Here is a 19,297-nt window from a genome sequence, read left to right as displayed (position 1 = left end):
ACATGATTTTTCAATTGTTCCCCGCTTTAGGTTCTGCAAAAGTCGCCACTTAAGGCTTATTCGGTCGGAAAGCCTTGGGTGCGCGAGATCCAAAATGACTGGCAGTGCGTAAAAACTGCTGATGGAGCCGGAAAGAAGCTGTGTTGTGCTTCCTCAATGGCTCCGAACCGGAAGAAACGATCGAGATGGACGCAGAGGGCTGTTGTTCAACTCGGTTTATTGAAAGGAAACTGCAATGAGCAAAGTCAGCAACAGCGGCGGCGATTCAAAGAATACGCTTTATTGCTCGTTCTGTGGCAAAAGCCAGCATGAAGTACGTAAGCTGATTGCAGGCCCGACCGTATTTATCTGCGACGAGTGCGTCGAACTTTGCATGGACATCATCCGCGAGGAAAACAAAACCTCGATGGTGAAGTCGCGCGAAGGTGTGCCTACGCCGCAGGAAATCAAAGACGTACTCGATGACTATGTCATCGGTCAGAAAGACGCCAAGCGCGTTCTCTCGGTTGCGGTACACAATCACTATAAGCGCCTTGCACATCAGAGCAAAAGCAACGACATCGAACTAGCGAAGTCCAACATTCTGCTGGTTGGTCCAACGGGTTGCGGCAAGACCTATCTTGCCCAGACACTTGCACGCATCATCGATGTTCCGTTCACAATGGCTGATGCAACGACGCTGACAGAAGCCGGTTATGTCGGTGAAGACGTTGAAAACATCATTCTGAAGCTGCTCCAGTCGGCTGATTATAATGTTGAACGCGCACAGCGCGGCATCGTTTACATCGACGAAGTCGATAAGATCAGCCGCAAGTCGGATAATCCTTCTATCACCCGTGACGTATCGGGCGAAGGCGTTCAGCAGGCGCTGCTTAAGATCATGGAAGGCACTGTTGCTTCCGTGCCGCCGCAGGGTGGCCGTAAGCATCCGCAGCAGGAATTCCTGCAGGTGGATACGACGAACATTCTGTTCATCTGTGGCGGTGCGTTTGCTGGTCTCGATAAGATCATTTCGGCACGTGGTGAAAAGACCTCGATTGGTTTTGGCGCCAATGTAAAGTCCGCTGAAGATCGTCGTATTGGTGAAGTGTTCCGTGAACTGGAACCAGAAGACTTGCTGAAATTCGGTCTTATTCCGGAATTCGTTGGTCGTCTGCCAGTGATTGCCACTCTGGAAGATCTGGACGTTGACGCACTTGTGCAGATTCTGACTGAGCCAAAGAATGCGCTTGTGAAGCAGTATCAGCGTCTGTTCGACATGGAAAATGTTGAACTCAGCTTCCACGACGACGCTCTGCGTGCGATTGCCAATAAGGCAGTTGAGCGCAAGACCGGCGCGCGTGGCCTGCGTTCGATCATGGAAAAGATCCTGCTCGACACTATGTTCGAGCTGCCAACGCTGGAAGGCGTTCAGGAAGTGGTTATTTCCGGAGATGTTGTGGATGGCAGCGCCCGTCCGCTCTACATCTATTCCGAGCGCCAGGACGAAAAAGGCAATGCCTCAGCCTGATAGCTGTTGAGTAAAATGAGAATAGGCCGCGAAAGCGGCCTTTTTCTTGTCTATCTGTTGGCGCAGTCTGGATACATCGCGCAGTTGTTATTGTACAAATTTCTGTGACGGCGCAGGATAGATGACGATTCTATGAATGCTGCCATTAAAGCAGCTTGAATTTAGGAGTTCGACACTCCAATTATGGACCGAAGCACTGGTTGTGGACTGCCTCATCATGAAAGGGGCCACAACCTTTGGCAGTCGGGTCGAATGACCTGAGAAAGGACTGACATGACGGATATTGAACAGAAGACGGAAGCGAATGGCGAAGACGGGCTGTATGCCGTTCTGCCGTTGCGCGATATCGTAGTCTTCCCCCATATGATCGTTCCGCTGTTTGTTGGACGTGAAAAGTCGATCAAAGCACTTGAAGAAGTGATGGGCGTCGATAAGCAGATTTTGCTCGCAACGCAGAAGAATGCGGCAGACGATGATCCGGCACCTGATGCTATTTATGAAATCGGCACGATTGCAAATGTGTTGCAGCTTTTGAAGCTGCCAGACGGCACCGTTAAGGTTCTCGTCGAAGGCACTGCGCGCGCCAAGGTTTCCAAGTTCACTGATCGCGAAGATTATCACGAAGCATTTGCTACGGTTCTTCCTGAACCCGAAGAAGATGCCGTTGAAGTTGAAGCGCTATCGCGTTCCGTGGTTTCTGACTTTGAAAACTACGTCAAGCTGAACAAGAAGATTTCGCCTGAAGTGGTTGGTGCAGCCACGCAGATTGAAGATTATTCTAAGCTTGCTGATACGGTCGCTTCGCATCTCGCGATCAAGATTCCTGAAAAGCAGGAAATGTTGTCTATTCTCTCGGTGCGTGAGCGTCTTGAGAAGGCGCTGGCCTTCATGGAATCCGAGATTTCTGTTCTGCAGGTAGAAAAGCGCATCCGTGGCCGCGTTAAGCGCCAGATGGAAAAGACCCAGCGCGAATATTACCTCAACGAGCAGATGAAGGCGATTCAGAAGGAGCTTGGTGATGGCGAGGACGGTCGTGATGAAACGGCTGAACTCGAAGAGCGCATCAACAAGACCAAGCTTTCCAAGGAAGCCCGCGAAAAGGCACAGGCTGAGCTGAAAAAGCTGCGCAGCATGAGCCCGATGTCGGCAGAAGCAACCGTTGTTCGCAACTATCTCGACTGGCTGCTGTCGATTCCGTGGGGCAAGAAGTCCAAGATCAAGCAGGATCTTAACTTTGCCGAAGGCGTGCTTGGTGACGATCATTTTGGCCTCGAAAAGGTCAAAGAGCGCATTGTCGAATATCTCGCAGTGCAGGCTCGCTCGACCAAGATCAAAGGCCCGATCCTTTGCCTCGTTGGACCTCCCGGCGTCGGTAAGACTTCGCTTGCCCGTTCGATTGCCAAGGCTACCGGCCGTGAATATGTTCGTATGTCGCTTGGCGGCGTGCGTGACGAGGCTGAAATCCGCGGTCACCGCCGCACTTATATCGGTTCGATGCCCGGCAAGGTCATCCAGTCGATGAAGAAGGCAAAGAAGTCCAACCCGCTCTTCCTGCTCGATGAAATCGACAAGATGGGTCAGGATTTCCGTGGTGATCCGTCGTCAGCAATGCTTGAGGTGCTGGATCCAGAACAGAACTCGACCTTTATGGATCATTACCTTGAGGTTGAATATGATCTGTCGAACGTCATGTTCGTGACGACCGCCAATACGCTGAATATTCCGGGTCCGCTTCTGGATCGTATGGAAGTCATTCGTATTGCCGGTTACACCGAAGATGAAAAGCTCGAGATTGCTAAACGGCATTTGTTGCCAAAGGCGATCAAGGATCATGCTTTGCAGCCGAAAGAGTTTTCGGTCACAGACGATGCGCTGCGTAATGTTATCCGCCTTTACACACGTGAAGCCGGTGTGCGTAGTCTTGAACGTGAAATGATGACTTTGGCACGTAAGGCCGTGACTGAGATTCTAAAGTCGAAGAAGAAGTCGGTGAAAATCACTGACAAAAATCTCTCCGATTATCTCGGTGTCGAGCGCTATCGTTTCGGTCAGATCGACGGTGAAGATCAGGTCGGCGTTGTCACAGGTCTTGCGTGGACTGAGGTGGGCGGCGAGTTGCTGACCATTGAAGGTGTCATGATGCCCGGCAAGGGTCGCATGACCGTTACGGGTAATCTCCGTGATGTTATGAAGGAATCGATTTCTGCGGCGGCATCTTATGTTCGCTCGCGTGCAGTTGATTTCGGCATTGAGCCTCCGCTGTTCGACAAGCGCGACATCCACGTGCACGTACCAGAAGGTGCGACGCCCAAGGATGGCCCATCGGCTGGTATCGCCATGGTTACGGCAATCGTCTCTGTGATGACCGGTATTCCGGTTCGCAAGGACATTGCAATGACCGGCGAAGTGACGCTCCGTGGCCGCGTATTGCCTATCGGTGGTCTCAAGGAAAAGCTGCTTGCTGCATTGCGCGGCGGCATCAAGAAAGTTCTGATCCCAGAAGAAAACGCCAAGGACTTGGCGGATATTCCGGACAATGTGAAGAACAATCTTGAGATCGTTCCGGTGTCGCGAGTCGGTGAAGTGCTTAAGCATGCGCTGGTTCGTGAGCTACAGCCGATCGAATGGACAGAGCCTGCAACACCAGTTGCATCTGCTCCGGTAGACGATGACGCGGGCGTTTCTACAGCGCATTAATCGTTCACAGTGGCTAATATACTAACAATGCCGGGCCAAAAGCCCGGCATTTCTGTGTTTAACCCCGGTTTTCTGGGCTTTTTTCGTGTTGACAGGCTTGGTTTGTCATTCAATTTGAATAAACTGCACGCAATCCGTTCGCGTAAATCGCGCCGGTAGATAAAGAAAGGAAATGCCTATGAACAAGAACGAATTGGTCGCCGCAGTAGCGGAAAAGGGCGGTTTGACAAAGGCCGACGCAGGAACTGCAGTTGACGCAGTACTCGCAGCTGTAACCGGTGCACTTCAGGCTGGCGAAGAAGTACGTCTGCCAGGCTTTGGTGTTTTCTCCGTGTCGCATCGTGCAGCTTCGACAGGTCGTAACCCGTCGACTGGCGCAGAAGTTGCAATTCCTGCCCGTAACGTGCCGAAGTTCTCGGCCGGCAAGGGCCTTAAGGATGCCGTTAACGGCTAATCGTTAGAGCGCTGTGCGTCATAATTGGCGCACGAGGCACGCTTTGACTTTTTAGGTTAAGCATCGTGCTTTCTGAAATCGATTTTGATTTTTGGGTTGATGCTGTAACTGTCGCGATAATCGCGGACAGTACTACGAGAAGGCCCGGTTTAGCCGGGCTTTTTTTATTTTTCGAGGGAGGTTTTGCTTTGCGCTTGTTTAAATCGACAATGGCACACACAGCTCTGGGGTTTGCCGGACTTTATTTCGCAACGCAATCAGCACGAGCCGAAGCGTGTGAACCGCAGATTTTTCAAGATATGAAATTCATTGTCTGCACGGTGAAGGACAAACAAAATCTGCGGCTGTTTTGGAAAAGTGCTGATGGCCAGCCATATCGCAATTTTTCAAAAGTAGCAGATGCTGTAGCTGGCGTGGGCAAAACACTATCATTTGCTTTTAATGCCGGGATGTATCAGGTCGATTTTACGCCGATGGGCTTATATATCGAGAATGGACAGGAACTGGTGCCTCCAGATACGAAAACACCGCAGCGTGTCTCGGGTCCGATTCCAAATTTCTATAAAAAGCCGAATGGTGTTTTCTATTTTGATAATGACAGCGCAGGAATTGTCTCAACTGACCAGTTTCTGAAGCAGAAGCTGCGGGCGAATTTTGCAACGCAATCCGGGCCTATGCTGATCATAGGGAACAAGCTCAATCCTATCCTGATCAAAGGATCCACAGACCGAACTCGTAGAAGCGGCGTGGGTATCTGTGAGGATCAATCGATCCGCTTTGCAATTAGCGAAGATGCTGTGAATTTCTATGATTTCGCTTCACTGTTTAGAGACGAGCTGAAGTGCCCGAATGCACTGTTCCTTGATGGCGGGGGCGGCGCTGGAATTTATAGTCCTGCCATGGGTCGCAACGACATTTCATGGCATGGTGGATATGGGCCTGTTGTCGGTTTTTTTGAATAAAAAAAGCCGGGCAATGCCCGGCTTTAAAATTATTCAGCAGCTTCTGCTTTACGTCTTGGACGGCGTTCGAGCAGCTCCTTGAGGAACTGGCCGGTATAGGAACGCTTTTCCTTGGCAATATCTTCAGGACGCCCAACGGCAACGATTTCGCCGCCGCCATCACCGCCCTCTGGACCAAGATCAATCACCCAGTCAGCAGTCTTGATGACTTCAAGATTGTGTTCGATCACCACAACCGTATTTCCCTGCTCAACCAGTTCGTGCAGCACTTCGAGAAGCTTTGCGACGTCGTGGAAATGCAGACCTGTCGTTGGCTCATCAAGAATATAGAGCGTTCGGCCTGTAGCTTTGCGCGACAGTTCCTTGGCAAGTTTCACGCGTTGCGCTTCACCACCCGAAAGTGTTGTGGCTTGCTGGCCGACCTTCACATAGCCCAGTCCAACTTTGACAAGCGTTTCGAGTTTGTCACGCACAGCGGGAACGGCTGTGAAGAATTCAGCGCCCTCTTCGACCGTCATATCCAGTACGTCGGCAATTGATTTGCCTTTGAAGTGCACTTCGAGCGTTTCGCGGTTGTAGCGTTTGCCGTGGCAAACATCACAGGTCACATAAACGTCTGGCAGAAAGTGCATTTCGATCTTGATGACGCCATCGCCCTGACAAGCCTCACAGCGTCCACCCTTCACGTTGAATGAGAAACGTCCGGCTTGATAACCGCGTGCCTTGGCTTCGGGAAGACCTGCGAACCAGTCGCGTATCGGCGTGAAAGCGCCGGTATAGGTTGCGGGATTGGAACGCGGCGTGCGGCCAATCGGTGACTGGTCAATGTCGATCACCTTATCAAGGAACTCAAGGCCCTCAATACGGTCATGTTCCGCAGGATGTTCGCGGGAACCCATGATGCGGCGCGATGCAGCTTTGAACAGCGTTTCGATCAGGAACGTCGATTTGCCGCCGCCCGATACGCCGGTAACGGCTGTAAATGTGCCAAGCGGAATATCCGCTGAGACGTTTTTCAGATTGTTACCACGCGCGCCGACAACTTTGATGCGCTTTGCCTTGGAAATTTCGCGGCGCTCAGCAGGAATTGCAACTTCAAGCGCACCTGACAAATATTTGCCGGTCAACGAATTGGCGTTCGACATCACGTCATCAGGAGAACCTTGCGCAATGATATGGCCGCCATGAATGCCGGCTGCTGGCCCAATGTCGACCACATAGTCGGCGGTGAGGATCGCATCTTCATCATGTTCGACAACGATCACGGTATTGCCGAGATCGCGCAGGTGACGAAGCGTATCCAGAAGGCGCGCATTGTCACGCTGATGCAAGCCGATAGATGGCTCGTCCAGCACGTAAAGGACGCCAGTCAGGCCGGAACCAATCTGCGAGGCGAGGCGAATGCGCTGGCTTTCACCACCTGAAAGCGTGCCTGAATTACGCGCGAGCGTCAGGTAGTCGAGCCCAACATCATTGAGGAAGTCCAGACGCTCGCGAATTTCTTTGAGAATGCGCGCTGCGATTTCGCGCTGCTTGTCGTTGAACGTACCATCGACATCGCGGAACCATTGGTCAGCGTTGCGGATCGACATGCTGGTGATTTCACCGATATGCTTCATGCCAACTTTGACGGCCAGTGCTTCTGGCTTCAAGCGATAGCCACGACATGCCGGGCAGGGCGTTGACGACATGAAGCGCTCAATTTCCTCTCGCGACCATGCTGAATCGGTTTCTTTCCAGCGGCGCTCAAGGTTTGGAATAACACCTTCAAATGCCTTGGTGGTCTGATAGGCGCGCAAACCATCATCATAATTAAAGGCAATTTCTTTGCCCTTGGTGCCGTAAAGAATGGCCTGTTGAGCTTCTTCTGGGAGATCAGTCCACTTGGCACTCAGTTTGAAGCCATAGGATTTGCCAAGCGCTTCAAGCGTTTGGTTGTAATAGGGCGATGACGAGCGCGCCCATGGCGCAACTGCCCCATCTTTCAGAGAAGCGGAATGATCCGGGATGATCAGATTAGGATCAATTGCCTGTTGCGTGCCTAGACCATCGCAGGTCGGGCAGGCACCGAACGGATTGTTAAACGAAAACAAACGCGGCTCGATTTCAGGAATTGTAAAACCTGAAACAGGACATGCAAATTTTTCCGAGAACATCACGCGTTCATGCGTTTCGTTCGCCGATTTATTCGCTGCACCCCCGGAGGCTGTCTCTTCTGCTGGTAAAGGTTTGTCGGCAAATTCGGCAATCGCCAGACCTTCGGCCAATTTCAGACAGGTCTCAAGACTGTCGGCCAAACGGGTTGCAAGATCACCACGCACAACAACACGGTCCACAACCACATCAATGTCGTGCTTGTATTTTTTATCGAGGGCAGGGACATCAGCGATTTCGTAGAAGGCGCCATCGACCTTTACGCGCTGGAAACCCTTCTTTTGAAGCTCTGCCAGTTCCTTCTTATATTCGCCCTTACGACCACGAACGATTGGAGCCAGAATATAAAGACGGGTGCCTTCTTCAAATGCGAGAACGCGATCAACCATCTGGCTGACAGTCTGGCTTTCAATCGGCAGGCCCGTCGCAGGTGAATAAGGCACACCTACGCGTGCGAAAAGCAGGCGCATATAGTCGTAGATTTCGGTTACAGTACCGACGGTCGAACGCGGATTGCGGCTCGTTGTCTTTTGCTCGATGGAAATAGCCGGGGAAAGACCATCAATCTGGTCCACATCTGGCTTCTGCATCATTTCAAGAAACTGGCGCGCATAAGCCGAAAGGCTTTCGACATAGCGACGCTGGCCTTCTGCATAAATCGTATCGAAAGCCAGCGATGATTTGCCGGAGCCCGAAAGACCGGTCATGACGATCAGCTTGTCGCGCGGCAGATCAAGGTCAACATTTTTCAGATTGTGTTCACGCGCGCCACGTATGGAAATGAATTTCTGATCGCTCATTCCGCGTCCTGCCTGTTTGGTCCTGTCATGGATTGTCGGGCGTGGAACTCAATGCCGCGCCGCTCCACAATATGGGTATGAACCCCTTCCAAGGAAAGGGGCGTTCAATCATTCCGGGCTTAAATAACACCGGAACAAAGATCGAACAACTGAACTTCTGATATGCGATACGAAATGTGAACGCAAGAGCGTTGACTGTTACTCCTGACAGGCGCAGACTGCACCTACTCGCTGGATGGAGAGATATCGGGATGATTATTCGATATCGACAAGAGGTCCAAACGGTTGGGTTAATGCAACAGGAGGAAATGGAGCATGAGTCCACCTGACTAAGTTGCCTCGCTTTCACGATTGTGAAAGCACAATCACTTCACGTCATTCTGTATCGTCTTTTCGGACAAATGCATAATTGATCGTGTTAGCTGATTGCAGAAAACCTGAAATATGCGCGGAGATCGTCCGCTTCCAGGCAGTAGATTTCCGAAAACATTTATCGGCGAAGCATTGTCGATATAAGAGCATTGCTCAAATCCAAGCCCTGCGCGCCAAAGAAACAGTGAGCGGCAGGGCTTAACTTTGCAATACGATTTCAAATCATTAGAGTGCCATATATCCTCGGAGTATGACTTTTAAATGCGTCAACGCGGTCATGATTTATGAATATTGTTGCATTTTGAACAAAACAAGAACATAATCATCTGTGGAACATTCTTAAAATAATCTCTGCAATCAGCGCGCTTCGAGAATGACTGTTGTAGTGTGTGTTCAGAGTTTTATGTGATGGCGCATATTTGCGCCTGATCTTTATTGTGGAAAGCACGTCTTGCCAGATCAGTCCGATCCAATTCGGATGAAACTGTAGGTTAGGTTGTGCTTGCGAGACCCGGAGTAAGTTTTCGATGGCTGGTAGCGTCAACAAAGTCATTCTGGTCGGCAATCTTGGTGCCGATCCTGAAATTCGTCGCCTTAATTCAGGCGACCAGATCGCCAATCTGCGTATTGCGACCTCGGAAAGCTGGCGTGATCGTCAGAGCGGTGAGCGCAAGGATCGCACAGAATGGCACAGCGTTGTTATTTTCAATGAAAATCTTGCTAAGGTTGCCGAACAGTACCTGAAGAAGGGTTCTAAGGTTTATATCGAAGGCGCGCTTCAAACACGCAAATGGCAGGATCAGAACGGCAACGACCGCTATAGCACCGAAATCGTGTTGCAGAAGTTCCGTGGCGAACTGCAGATGCTCGATAGCCGTGGCGAAGGCGGCGGTGAGGGTCGTTCCTTTGGCGGCGGCGGTGGTGGTGGCAATCGTAACCAGATGTCAGATTACTCGGGCGGCGGTAATGATTTCGGTTCCTCCGGCCCATCCAGTCAGGGCGGCGGTGGCGGCGGTTTCTCCCGCGATCTCGACGACGAAATTCCATTTTGATGAAAAAAGCGGGCGCATTAAACGCCCGCTTTTTTAATTAAATTGAATAATTGAGATACAAGAATAGTAACTTGTTCTAATTGATGTTTTTATAGATTTTAACATATCAATTTATCGCTCTATTTTCAGCTACCTGCATTAGCTTTGAAGCATTTTTGTTCTTAAAAGTTATCGGCTTTGGTTGAATAAAATCATGTTCACTTTCGTTGCTTAGTGCCTGTTATCCAAGTGTACGGTTTTTTGAAAAAGCCGATTTTTACCGGTCTGTGACATATAATTTATATATCTGTTCGTTGATCTTCATATCCGCAAAGCTTATGAAGTTCATGCGAGTGAGCGAACATATGAAGCATGAGGAACCGAGGGCGAAGTGGCCCATCCGCTGCGTCCCTTTTGGTACATCGTTTTGAAATGCATCGAGTGCAGATATGAGTGATGTTAGTCGGAGATTGGCGCCGAAAGGTTGCTTTGTGGCGGTTGTCGGCCCTAGCGGTGCCGGCAAAGACACAATCATGGACGCCGCGCGTGCCGCACTCGCTGATGATCATCGATTTCATTTCGTTCGCCGCATAATCACTCGCCCACAAATGCCCGGAACGGAAGACCATGACAGCCTGACCGAAGATGCTTTTGTTAGGTTCGCTAACGATGGTGCTTTTGCTCTGCATTGGCAGGCACATGGGTTAAGCTATGGTCTGCCAAAGTCGCTAAACGAGGAGATTGCAAAAGGTTCGGTCATAATTGCCAATGTTTCGCGCCGCGTGCTGGGTGAAATACGCAGTCTTTATGCCTCGCGGTCCATAGTTGTGATTTCTGCAAAGCCAGAGGTATTGGCAGAGCGATTGGCTGCGCGCGGTCGCGAGAGCCGGGAAGAAATTATCAGACGACTTTCCCGTGAAGTCTATTTTGATGATGGCGCTGAAGATGTTTTCATCATCGATAATTCTGGAGATATCGCCTTTGCTACGGATATTTTTCTAAAAAATTTGAAAAAATATAATTAAGCTAATTATTTAAATTATACTCCTCGCAAAGTAGTTTGCCTTTTCTCAGCCCGTTCGCGGTATATTTAATAACGAGCTGAGTGCTTTTACGGCCTAGCCACTAATCAGCGATCGCACACCGTCTGCTACGAACTGAACTGCAAGTGCTGCAAGAATGACACCGAGCAGTCGGGTTAGAATAGAACGACCGGTTTCACCCAGAAACCGGTCTACGCGTTCTGCGAGCAGCAATACGACGTAGGTAATCAGTAGGCAGACTGCGATCACACCGAGCAGGGCTGCGCGCGGCCCGATACCGTCAAAGGAATCCGATGTCAGCACGATGGCTGAGATCGCGCCCGGACCAGCTATCAGCGGAATGGCAAGCGGGAAAGCAGCGATATTGCGGATATGATCCTTGGTGATCGCGACTTCCGCGCTCTTTTCCTTGCGCTCTGTTCGCTTTTCAAAAATCATTTCGAAAGCGATCCAAAAGAGCAGCAGACCACCTGCAACGCGGAAAGCCCCGATGGAGATGCCGAACATGCCGAGTATCTGTGCTCCAGCAATCGCAAACAGTGCCATGACAATGAAGCCAATTATAGAAGCGCGCAGTGCAACCTGACTGCGATGGCTACGATCCATGCCTGGCGTGAGCGCCAGAAATAGTGGTGCCAGACCGGGCGGGTCGATTGTTACAAGGAGGGTGACGAAGGCGCTGAAAACCGTATCGTAGAACCCCATGTTAAACTCGCCTCTTTTATTGGTAATGATTACCTGATTTGTTAAAGGGATTGTAGCCGATCAGTGGCACACGGTCGATGCAAAGCGTGCGCTCACACAACATCATTGCGCGATGTTTATGTGAATATCTTTCAAGCCGTTGATAAGGTAATGGAATTTCACGCCGCGAAATGGCGGTCAAATTGGCCTTTTGTGCTAGTTTGCTCTATAAAGTGACTTTATCGATTCTGTTGAGAAAGATATCTGAATAGTGTCAGATCTAACGCCACCACCCGGTTCCGAAGATATGAATGGCGGCCCGAGCGGCCCTACAGGTATCGAGCCGATCTCTATTATTGAGGAGATGCAGCGCTCCTATCTCGATTACGCGATGAGCGTTATCGTTAGCCGTGCGCTGCCTGATGTGCGCGACGGCTTGAAGCCTGTGCATCGTCGTATTCTCCACGCCATGAACGAGATGAACCTCGCTTACAATCGCCCCTACCGTAAATCGGCAGGTGTGATCGGTGAAGTGATGGGTAAATACCATCCGCATGGCGATGCATCCATTTATGACGCCCTCGTACGTATGGCGCAGGACTTCTCGCTGCGCGATCCGCTTGTGGATGGGCAGGGGAATTTCGGTTCCATCGATGGCGATCCGCCAGCGGCAATGCGTTATACCGAATGCCGTCTTGAAAAAGTCACTGAATCCCTTCTGTCGGATATCGACAAGGATACGGTTGATTTTCAGGACAACTATGATGGCCGCGAGCGCGAACCAATGGTTCTGCCTGCGCGCTTTCCAAATCTTCTCGTCAATGGTTCGGGCGGTATTGCGGTTGGTATGGCCACCAATATTCCACCGCATAACCTTGGCGAAGTCATTGATGGTTGCGTAGCGCTGATTGAAAATCCGGCCATTGAGCTGGAAGAAATCATGGAAATTATCCCCGGTCCGGATTTCCCGACCGGCGGTATCATCCTTGGCCGCGCTGGCATCAACTCTGCTTACAGCACAGGTCGCGGCTCCGTCATTATGCGCGGTGTTGTTGCAATTGAGCCAATGCGCGGCGATCGTGAAGCCATTATCATCACCGAGATTCCTTATCAGGTGAACAAGGCTTCGATGATCGAGAAAATGGCCGAACTGGTACGCGATAAGCGTATTGAGGGCATTTCCGATCTGCGTGACGAATCTGACCGTGATGGTTATCGCGTTGTGATTGAGCTGAAGCGCGATGCGGTTGCCGATGTCGTGCTGAACCAGCTTTATCGTTACACGCCTTTGCAGACATCGTTCGGTTGCAACATGGTTGCGCTGAATGGCGGCAAGCCAGAGCAGATGGTTCTGCTCGATATGCTGCGCGCATTCGTGTCGTTCCGTGAGGAAGTCGTCACACGCCGCACCAAGTTCCTCCTCAACAAGGCTCGTGATCGCGCGCATGTGTTGGTTGGTCTGGCCATCGCTGTTGCCAATATTGACGAGATCATTGCTCTCATTCGTCGTGCGCCAGATCCGGCAACGGCTCGTGAGCAGTTGATGGAACGTCGCTGGCCTGCCGCTGATGTTGCCCCGCTGATCCGTCTCATTGATGATCCGCGTCATAAGATCAATGAAGACAACACTTATAATCTGTCCGAAGAGCAGGCACGTGCAATTCTTGAATTGCGCTTGCAGCGTTTGACTGCACTGGGTCGCGACGAAGTTGCGGATGAACTGAACAAAATCGGCGAAGAAATCCGTGATTATCTAGACATTCTCAGCTCGCGTATTCGCGTGATGACAATCGTCAAAGAAGAGATGATTGCCGTTCGTGACGAGTTTGCTACGCCACGCCGCACTGAGTTTGGTCTTGGTGGCGCGGAAATGGACGATGAAGACCTCATCGCCCGCGAAGACATGGTCGTCACGGTCAGCCATGCGGGTTACATCAAGCGTGTGCCTCTGGCGACCTATCGTGCGCAGCGTCGTGGCGGCAAGGGTCGCTCCGGCATGGCCACGAAAGACGAGGATTTCGTAACCCGTCTGTTTGTTGCCAATACGCATACGCCGGTGCTGTTCTTCTCTTCGCGTGGTATCGTTTACAAAGAAAAAGTATGGCGTCTGCCAGTCGGTAATCCGCAATCGCGCGGCAAGGCACTCATTAATATGCTGCCATTGCAGCAGGGTGAGCGCATCACCACCATTATGCCATTGCCGGAGGATGAAGAATCCTGGGCAAACCTCGACGTCATGTTCTCGACAACGCGTGGAACGGTGCGCCGTAACAAGCTTTCCGACTTCGTTCAGGTCAACCGTAACGGTAAGATCGCGATGAAGCTGGAAGAAGAAGGCGATGAAATCCTTTCGGTCGATACTTGTACCGAATTTGATGACGTCCTTCTGACCTGTGCTGGCGGCCAGTGTATTCGCTTCCCGGTTACTGATGTTCGCGTCTTTGCGGGCCGTAACTCGATTGGTGTTCGTGGCATCAATCTGGCAGATGGCGATAAGGTCATTTCAATGGCGATCCTGCATCACGTTGATGCGGATGCACCGCTGCGTGCCGCTTACCTCAAGCGCTCTATTGCCGAGCGTCGTGCGATGGGTGCGGATGATGCGGATGATATTGTTGTTGTCGGCGAAGAAGTCGCGGTTGAGGCTGAGCTGACGGAAGAGCTTTATCAGGAACTGAAAGCACGTGAGCAGACTGTTCTGACTGTTAGCGAATATGGTTACGGTAAGCGTTCCTCGTCTTATGAGTTCCGCGTTTCTGGTCGTGGCGGCAAAGGCATTCGTGCAACGGATACTTCGAAGACCGACGAAATTGGTGAACTGGTTGCACTATTCCCAGTCGAAGCAAGCGATCAGATTTTGCTCGTTTCCGACAAAGGCCAGCTGATCCGCGTGCCGGTTGGCGGCATTCGTATTGCCGGACGTTCGACTAAGGGTGTCACGATCTTCAATACGGCTGACGGCGAAAAGGTCGTTTCGGTCGAGCGCATTTCGGAAACGGAAAGCGATGAAGAAAATGGCGCTGTTGAAGTTGAGGGATCGACTTCGGAAGGTGAAGCGCCTGTAGCTGGTGGCGAAGATTAAAAGAGTTTCCTGAAGCACAAAATAATCAGGTTAGTCTTTTTAACAAATGAAAAGGCCGGTGGCGGAAGCCATCGGCCTTTTTGAGATGTCAGGACTGGAGGGAACTGACGATCTTTAAAATAAGCAATTAATGTGAACGCAATTTACTCATAGAACTCAAACTGAATGCTGCGGGACGAACTCGGTTACGCTTTGCTTCATTCTCTTCCAGAAGCAGAATAACCGCCGATGCAGCCATTGCTACCATCATGGATAATGCCAGAAGAAATATCATCATCGCTGTATCCTTTCATTATAGATACGCTTGAGAAGCAAAAAGGTTGCACCGAACTTGCACCCATGCTGGTAAACTGGTTGTGAATCTGTCGTGAAATCGTGTTTCATTGCTCATTCAATTTGTTTTCTTGGTTTCTGATTTCTTTCAATTGTGGTTGTTGTTGAAAAACTGACGAGAAAAGGCTAGCTGGAAGAAATGACAATCGCGATTTATGCGGGTTCTTTCGACCCGGTAACAAACGGCCATATGGATGTGCTCAAAGGCTCGCTCCGCCTTGCCGACAAGGTTATTGTCGCGATTGGCATGCATCCCGGTAAAAAGCCGCTGTTCAGTTTTGAAGAGCGCGTCGCGCTTATCAATGCGAGTGCGGAGGCTTTGCTTGGCAAGGATGCAAAGCGCGTTTCGGTGATTTCGTTTGATGGGCTCGTGATTGATGCGGCACGCGAGCACGGTGCGAAGCTGATGGTGCGTGGTCTGCGCGATGGTACCGATCTCGACTATGAAATGCAGATGGCAGGCATGAACGGAACGATGGCGCCGGAATTGCAAACCGTTTTTTTGCCCGCCGATCCGGCTGTGCGCACAATTACTGCCACATTGGTTCGCCAGATTGCCTCAATGGGTGGCGATATAAAGCCCTTCGTTCCCGCCTCTGTTGCTTCCGCTCTGGAAGCAAAATTCAAATCCTGATTTAGGGAGTTTCTCGATTATGTCCTTCATTCGTTCGGCTTTCGCCGCTGCCACCATTGTTGCGCTTTCTCAGGGTGTAGCTTTTGCTGCTGATACTCTCAATTTGCAGCTCAAAGACGGCAATGTCGCTATTGAACTCGATTCAAAGCTTGCCCCAAAGCATGTTGCGCAGATTGAAAAGCTTGTGAAGGAAGGCGCTTATGATGGCGTCGCATTTCATCGCGTGATTCCGGGCTTCATGGCACAGACTGGTGATGTGAAGTTCGGCAATGTCGATAAGGGCTACAATGCATCGCGCGTCGGCACCGGCGGTTCTGACATGCCAAACATTCCGGCTGAGTTTTCTAAGGAACCATTCGTACGCGGTACGGTTGGTATGGCACGCAGCCAGTCGCCAGATTCGGCCAATTCGCAGTTCTTCATCATGTTCAATGATGGCGCATTCCTGAACGGCCAGTACACTGTTGTTGGCAAGGTTGTCAGTGGTATGGATGTCGTCGATAAGATCAAAAAGGGCAGCGAATCCGACAATGGTTCGGTTGAAAGCCCTGACAAGATCGTCAAAGCCACAATCGACACGAAATAAGTTTTAGATTCAACGCGTATCCCTGTCCCAAAACTCATTTAAACTTTTGGGATACGCTCAATAGGAGAGGCCCGATGGCTTATAAAGACCCGGAAAATACACTCGTTCTTGAAACCACCAAGGGCAATGTTGTTATCGAACTCTTTAACGAACTGGCTCCTGGCCATGTGGAACGCATCAAGGAACTGGCACGCGAAGGCGCTTATGATGGCGTTGTGTTTCACCGCGTTATCGATGGCTTCATGGCGCAGACTGGCGACGTGAAGTTCGGTAAAAAGGGCGGTGCGGATTTCAATGGCTCGCGCGCTGGCATGGGCGGTTCGTCCAAGCCTGATTTGAAGGCTGAATTCTCGAACGTATCGCATAAGCGCGGCACGGCATCGATGGCGCGTTCGCAGAACCCAAATTCGGCTAACTCGCAGTTTTTCATCTGCTTTGGCGATGCATCGTTCCTTGACCGTCAGTACTCCGTTTGGGGTCAGGTTATCGAAGGCATGGAAAATGTTGATCAGATCAAGCGCGGCGAACCAGTTACCGATCCAGACACGATCGTAACCGCACGTATCGCTGCTGACATCTAATTCTGTATTTACGATAGAAATATAGCGGCTCCGGTTTTGCCGGGGCCGCTCTTGCTTTGACGCATTTCTGAAAGTTGAAATGCTTTAATGAGGTTTAAAATGCGTGTTGATCTTTTTGATTTCGATTTGCCGGATGAGAGCATTGCTTTGCGTCCAGCCGAGCCGCGTGACCATGCTAAGCTGTTGTGTGTGCGTCCGGGCCAGCCGTTCGAAGATCGACAGGTGTTCGAGTTGCCTGATTTGTTGCAGCCGGGCGATGCGCTCGTTTTCAACGACACAAAGGTTATTCCAGCGCAGCTTGAAGGCATGCGCGAGCGCGAAGGCAATATTTCTCAAGTGAGTGCGACGCTGCATATGCGTACTGGTGCTGATCGTTGGAAGGCATTCCTGCGCCCTGCCAAGCGTGTGAAGGAGGGCGACCGCATCCGTTTCGGTCATTCGGGTTCAAGCTGCTTTTTGGGTACGCTTGATGCAACCGTTGCTGAAAAAGGCGATGCAGGCGAAGTGTTGCTGGTGTTTGACCTTTCTGGCGCAATGCTGGATGAAGCGATTGCTGCCGTCGGCCATATTCCTTTGCCACCTTATATCGCATCGAAACGTACCGAAGATGAGCGCGATCGCAGCGATTATCAGACGGTTTATGCGCGTGAAGAGGGCGCAGTTGCGGCACCAACGGCTGGTCTGCATTTCACGCCTGAACTGCTCGCGAAAATTCGCGAACGCGGTATCGAAGAACATTTCGTGACGCTGCATGTGGGGGCAGGCACCTTTTTGCCAGTCAAAGCTGACGACACAATCGATCACAAGATGCATTCCGAGATTGGTTATGTTTCGAAGGAAACGGCGGATGCACTCACTGCAGTTCATGCGCGCGGTGGCCGCGTGATCTGCGTCGGTACAACTTCGCTGCGCCTCATTGAGAGCGCAGCCGGTGAAGACGGTATTATTCGCCCATGGGCCGGCCCGACCGATATTTTCATCACGCCGGGCTACAAGTTCCGTGCCGTTGATCTGCTGATGACCAACTTCCATCTGCCGCGCTCAACACTGTTCATGCTTGTTTCGGCCTTTAGTGGTTTTGAAACCATGCATGAAGCTTATAAGCGCGCTATTGAGACAGGCTATCGCTTCTATTCTTATGGCGATTCAAGCTTGCTCGAACGAGGTTAGCCGAAACGGTTTCCTTTTCAGTCAAAATTATTTAGAGACACGGCATGACCAGCGAAAATTTTGAATTCAAAGTGGTTGCGCGTGATGGCGCAGCCCGTCAGGGCGAAATCTCCATGCCGCGCGGCGTGGTGCGTACGCCTGCCTTTATGCCGGTTGGCACAGCCGGTACCGTCAAAGCCATGTATATGGATCAGGTGAAGGATCTTGGTGCGGATATTATCCTCGGCAATACCTATCATCTGATGCTGCGTCCGGGTGCGGAACGCGTAGCTCGCCTTGGTGGTCTGCATGAATTTGGCGGTTGGAAAGGCCCGATTCTCACGGATTCTGGCGGCTTTCAGGTTATGTCGCTCGCGCAGTTGCGCAAGATTGATGAAACCGGCGTGACTTTCCGTTCGCATATCGACGGCAAAGCCTATGAAATGACGCCAGAGCGCTCTATCGAAATTCAAGGCCTGCTCGATAGTGATATTCAGATGCAGCTTGATGAATGCGTGGCCCTGCCATCCCCTGAAAAGAACACCGAGCGCGCCATGGAAATGTCGTTGCGTTGGGCTGAACGCTGCAAGGTTGCTTTCGGCACACAGCCGGGTAAAGCGATGTTCGGCATCGTACAGGGCGGTGACAATGCGCGTCTGCGTGAACGCTCGGCAGAAGCGCTCAAAGCCATGGACCTGAAAGGCTATTCCGTTGGTGGTCTGGCTGTGGGTGAGCCACAGAGTGTTATGCTCGATATGCTGGAAGTGGTTTGCCCGATCCTGCCTGCAGAAAAGCCACGTTATTTGATGGGTGTCGGTACGCCAGATGACATGCTGAAATCTGTGGCTCGCGGTATCGACATGTTCGATTGCGTGATGCCGACGCGTGCTGGCCGTCATGGTTTGGCTTTCACCCGCTTCGGCAAGGTGAATTTGCGCAATGCACGCCATGCTGATGATCATCGTCCGCTTGATCCAGAATCAAACTGTCCGGCAACGCGTGATTACAGCCGTGCCTATCTGCATCATCTGGTCAAATCGGGTGAAGCACTCGGCGGCATGCTGCTGACATGGAACAATCTTGCCTATTACCAATATCTCATGCAGGGCATTCGTGCCGCTATTGCGGAAGGTCGTTTTGAGGATTTCGCGGCTGAAACAACAGCCGGATGGGAGAGGGGCGATATACCCGCTCTTTAATCTAATAAAAACGCGCCTCACAGGGC

The 19,297-nt window shown here is 51.2% G+C and carries 15 protein-coding genes; 12 read left to right on the top strand and 3 right to left on the bottom strand.

What is annotated here, in order from left to right:
- The first annotated feature begins 235 nt into the window (after nt 1-235).
- The 4 genes from clpX to WH356_RS03465 all read left to right on the top strand — a co-directional run bounded on the left by clpX (nt 236) and on the right by WH356_RS03465 (nt 5,623).
- Nucleotides 236-1,510, top strand: a complete 1,275-nt coding sequence (clpX, locus tag WH356_RS03480) for an ATP-dependent Clp protease ATP-binding subunit ClpX (protein ID WP_339508803.1) — start codon at nt 236-238, stop codon at nt 1,508-1,510.
- A 273-nt stretch (nt 1,511-1,783) separates the two neighbouring features.
- Nucleotides 1,784-4,207 carry an endopeptidase La gene (lon, locus tag WH356_RS03475; RefSeq protein ID WP_339508802.1) on the top strand — a complete coding sequence of 808 codons (2,424 nt, stop codon included), beginning with the start codon at nt 1,784-1,786 and terminating at the stop codon, nt 4,205-4,207.
- A gap of 178 nt (nt 4,208-4,385) precedes the next feature.
- Nucleotides 4,386-4,661 carry an HU family DNA-binding protein gene (locus tag WH356_RS03470; RefSeq protein WP_250039808.1) on the top strand — a complete coding sequence of 92 codons (276 nt, stop codon included), beginning with the start codon at nt 4,386-4,388 and terminating at the stop codon, nt 4,659-4,661.
- Between the two features lie 188 nt (nt 4,662-4,849).
- Nucleotides 4,850-5,623 carry a phosphodiester glycosidase family protein gene (locus WH356_RS03465; protein WP_421565864.1) on the top strand — a complete coding sequence of 258 codons (774 nt, stop codon included), beginning with the start codon at nt 4,850-4,852 and terminating at the stop codon, nt 5,621-5,623.
- Between the two features lie 29 nt (nt 5,624-5,652).
- On the opposite strand, the gene uvrA is transcribed toward WH356_RS03465, so the two are convergent.
- Entirely contained in the window at nt 5,653-8,577 is a 2,925-nt protein-coding gene (gene uvrA, locus WH356_RS03460) for an excinuclease ABC subunit UvrA (RefSeq protein ID WP_339508801.1), read from the bottom strand.
- 899 nt (nt 8,578-9,476) lie between these two features.
- Here uvrA and ssb point away from each other — a divergent pair.
- Together ssb and phnN are read left to right on the top strand one after the other, a co-directional pair.
- Complete coding sequence (gene ssb / locus WH356_RS03455) at nt 9,477-10,001, top strand: single-stranded DNA-binding protein (protein ID WP_339508800.1); 525 nt, start codon at nt 9,477-9,479, stop codon at nt 9,999-10,001.
- Nucleotides 10,002-10,429: 428 nt separating this feature from the next.
- On the top strand, nt 10,430-11,005 hold the full coding sequence (gene phnN / locus WH356_RS03450) for a phosphonate metabolism protein/1,5-bisphosphokinase (PRPP-forming) PhnN (RefSeq protein ID WP_339508799.1): 576 nt from the start codon (nt 10,430-10,432) through the stop codon (nt 11,003-11,005).
- A gap of 93 nt (nt 11,006-11,098) precedes the next feature.
- Here the strand turns inward: phnN and WH356_RS03445 are convergent, their stop codons facing one another.
- Entirely contained in the window at nt 11,099-11,728 is a 630-nt protein-coding gene (locus WH356_RS03445) for a MarC family protein (RefSeq protein WP_339508798.1), read from the bottom strand.
- Nucleotides 11,729-12,014: 286 nt separating this feature from the next.
- Here WH356_RS03445 and gyrA point away from each other — a divergent pair, with 286 nt between their 5' ends.
- On the top strand, nt 12,015-14,789 hold the full coding sequence (gene gyrA, locus WH356_RS03440; RefSeq protein ID WP_339508932.1) for a DNA gyrase subunit A: 2,775 nt from the start codon (nt 12,015-12,017) through the stop codon (nt 14,787-14,789).
- Nucleotides 14,790-14,916: 127 nt separating this feature from the next.
- Here the strand turns inward: gyrA and WH356_RS03435 are convergent, their stop codons facing one another.
- Complete coding sequence (locus WH356_RS03435) at nt 14,917-15,066, bottom strand: hypothetical protein (protein ID WP_339508797.1); 150 nt, start codon at nt 15,064-15,066, stop codon at nt 14,917-14,919.
- 195 nt (nt 15,067-15,261) lie between these two features.
- Here WH356_RS03435 and coaD point away from each other — a divergent pair, with 195 nt between their 5' ends.
- From coaD to tgt, 5 genes are all read left to right on the top strand, one after another.
- A complete protein-coding gene (coaD, locus tag WH356_RS03430) occupies nt 15,262-15,756 on the top strand; it encodes a pantetheine-phosphate adenylyltransferase (RefSeq protein ID WP_339508796.1) in 495 nt (164 codons plus the stop codon).
- Between the two features lie 19 nt (nt 15,757-15,775).
- Nucleotides 15,776-16,342, top strand: a complete 567-nt coding sequence (locus WH356_RS03425; protein WP_339508795.1) for a peptidylprolyl isomerase — start codon at nt 15,776-15,778, stop codon at nt 16,340-16,342.
- 74 nt (nt 16,343-16,416) lie between these two features.
- On the top strand, nt 16,417-16,923 hold the full coding sequence (locus WH356_RS03420; RefSeq protein WP_339508794.1) for a peptidylprolyl isomerase: 507 nt from the start codon (nt 16,417-16,419) through the stop codon (nt 16,921-16,923).
- A gap of 99 nt (nt 16,924-17,022) precedes the next feature.
- A complete protein-coding gene (gene queA / locus WH356_RS03415; RefSeq protein WP_339508793.1) occupies nt 17,023-18,093 on the top strand; it encodes a tRNA preQ1(34) S-adenosylmethionine ribosyltransferase-isomerase QueA in 1,071 nt (356 codons plus the stop codon).
- A gap of 44 nt (nt 18,094-18,137) precedes the next feature.
- Complete coding sequence (gene tgt, locus WH356_RS03410) at nt 18,138-19,271, top strand: tRNA guanosine(34) transglycosylase Tgt (protein ID WP_339508792.1); 1,134 nt, start codon at nt 18,138-18,140, stop codon at nt 19,269-19,271.
- The last annotated feature ends 26 nt before the right edge of the window (nt 19,272-19,297 follow it).

Origin of the sequence: Ochrobactrum sp. MYb379, assembly GCF_037479515.1 — a bacterium.
In the GTDB taxonomy this organism is placed as follows: Bacteria; Pseudomonadota; Alphaproteobacteria; order Rhizobiales; family Rhizobiaceae; genus Brucella.
This window is presented reverse-complemented; position numbering and strand designations above follow the sequence as displayed.

What these genes read in the sequence shown, in the direction of transcription:
- WH356_RS03445 (WP_339508798.1), bottom strand. Translation starts at nt 11,728, where the DNA reads ATGGGGTTCTACGATACGGTTTTCAGCGCCTTCGTCACCCTCCTTGTA.
- WH356_RS03425 (WP_339508795.1), top strand. Translation starts at nt 15,776, where the DNA reads ATGTCCTTCATTCGTTCGGCTTTCGCCGCTGCCACCATTGTTGCGCTT.
- tgt (WP_339508792.1), top strand. Translation starts at nt 18,138, where the DNA reads ATGACCAGCGAAAATTTTGAATTCAAAGTGGTTGCGCGTGATGGCGCA.
- WH356_RS03470 (WP_250039808.1), top strand. Translation starts at nt 4,386, where the DNA reads ATGAACAAGAACGAATTGGTCGCCGCAGTAGCGGAAAAGGGCGGTTTG.
- clpX (WP_339508803.1), top strand. Translation starts at nt 236, where the DNA reads ATGAGCAAAGTCAGCAACAGCGGCGGCGATTCAAAGAATACGCTTTAT.
- uvrA (WP_339508801.1), bottom strand. Translation starts at nt 8,577, where the DNA reads ATGAGCGATCAGAAATTCATTTCCATACGTGGCGCGCGTGAACACAAT.
- coaD (WP_339508796.1), top strand. Translation starts at nt 15,262, where the DNA reads ATGACAATCGCGATTTATGCGGGTTCTTTCGACCCGGTAACAAACGGC.
- WH356_RS03435 (WP_339508797.1), bottom strand. Translation starts at nt 15,066, where the DNA reads ATGATGATATTTCTTCTGGCATTATCCATGATGGTAGCAATGGCTGCA.
- queA (WP_339508793.1), top strand. Translation starts at nt 17,023, where the DNA reads ATGCGTGTTGATCTTTTTGATTTCGATTTGCCGGATGAGAGCATTGCT.
- ssb (WP_339508800.1), top strand. Translation starts at nt 9,477, where the DNA reads ATGGCTGGTAGCGTCAACAAAGTCATTCTGGTCGGCAATCTTGGTGCC.
- phnN (WP_339508799.1), top strand. Translation starts at nt 10,430, where the DNA reads ATGAGTGATGTTAGTCGGAGATTGGCGCCGAAAGGTTGCTTTGTGGCG.
- WH356_RS03420 (WP_339508794.1), top strand. Translation starts at nt 16,417, where the DNA reads ATGGCTTATAAAGACCCGGAAAATACACTCGTTCTTGAAACCACCAAG.
- gyrA (WP_339508932.1), top strand. Translation starts at nt 12,015, where the DNA reads ATGAATGGCGGCCCGAGCGGCCCTACAGGTATCGAGCCGATCTCTATT.
- lon (WP_339508802.1), top strand. Translation starts at nt 1,784, where the DNA reads ATGACGGATATTGAACAGAAGACGGAAGCGAATGGCGAAGACGGGCTG.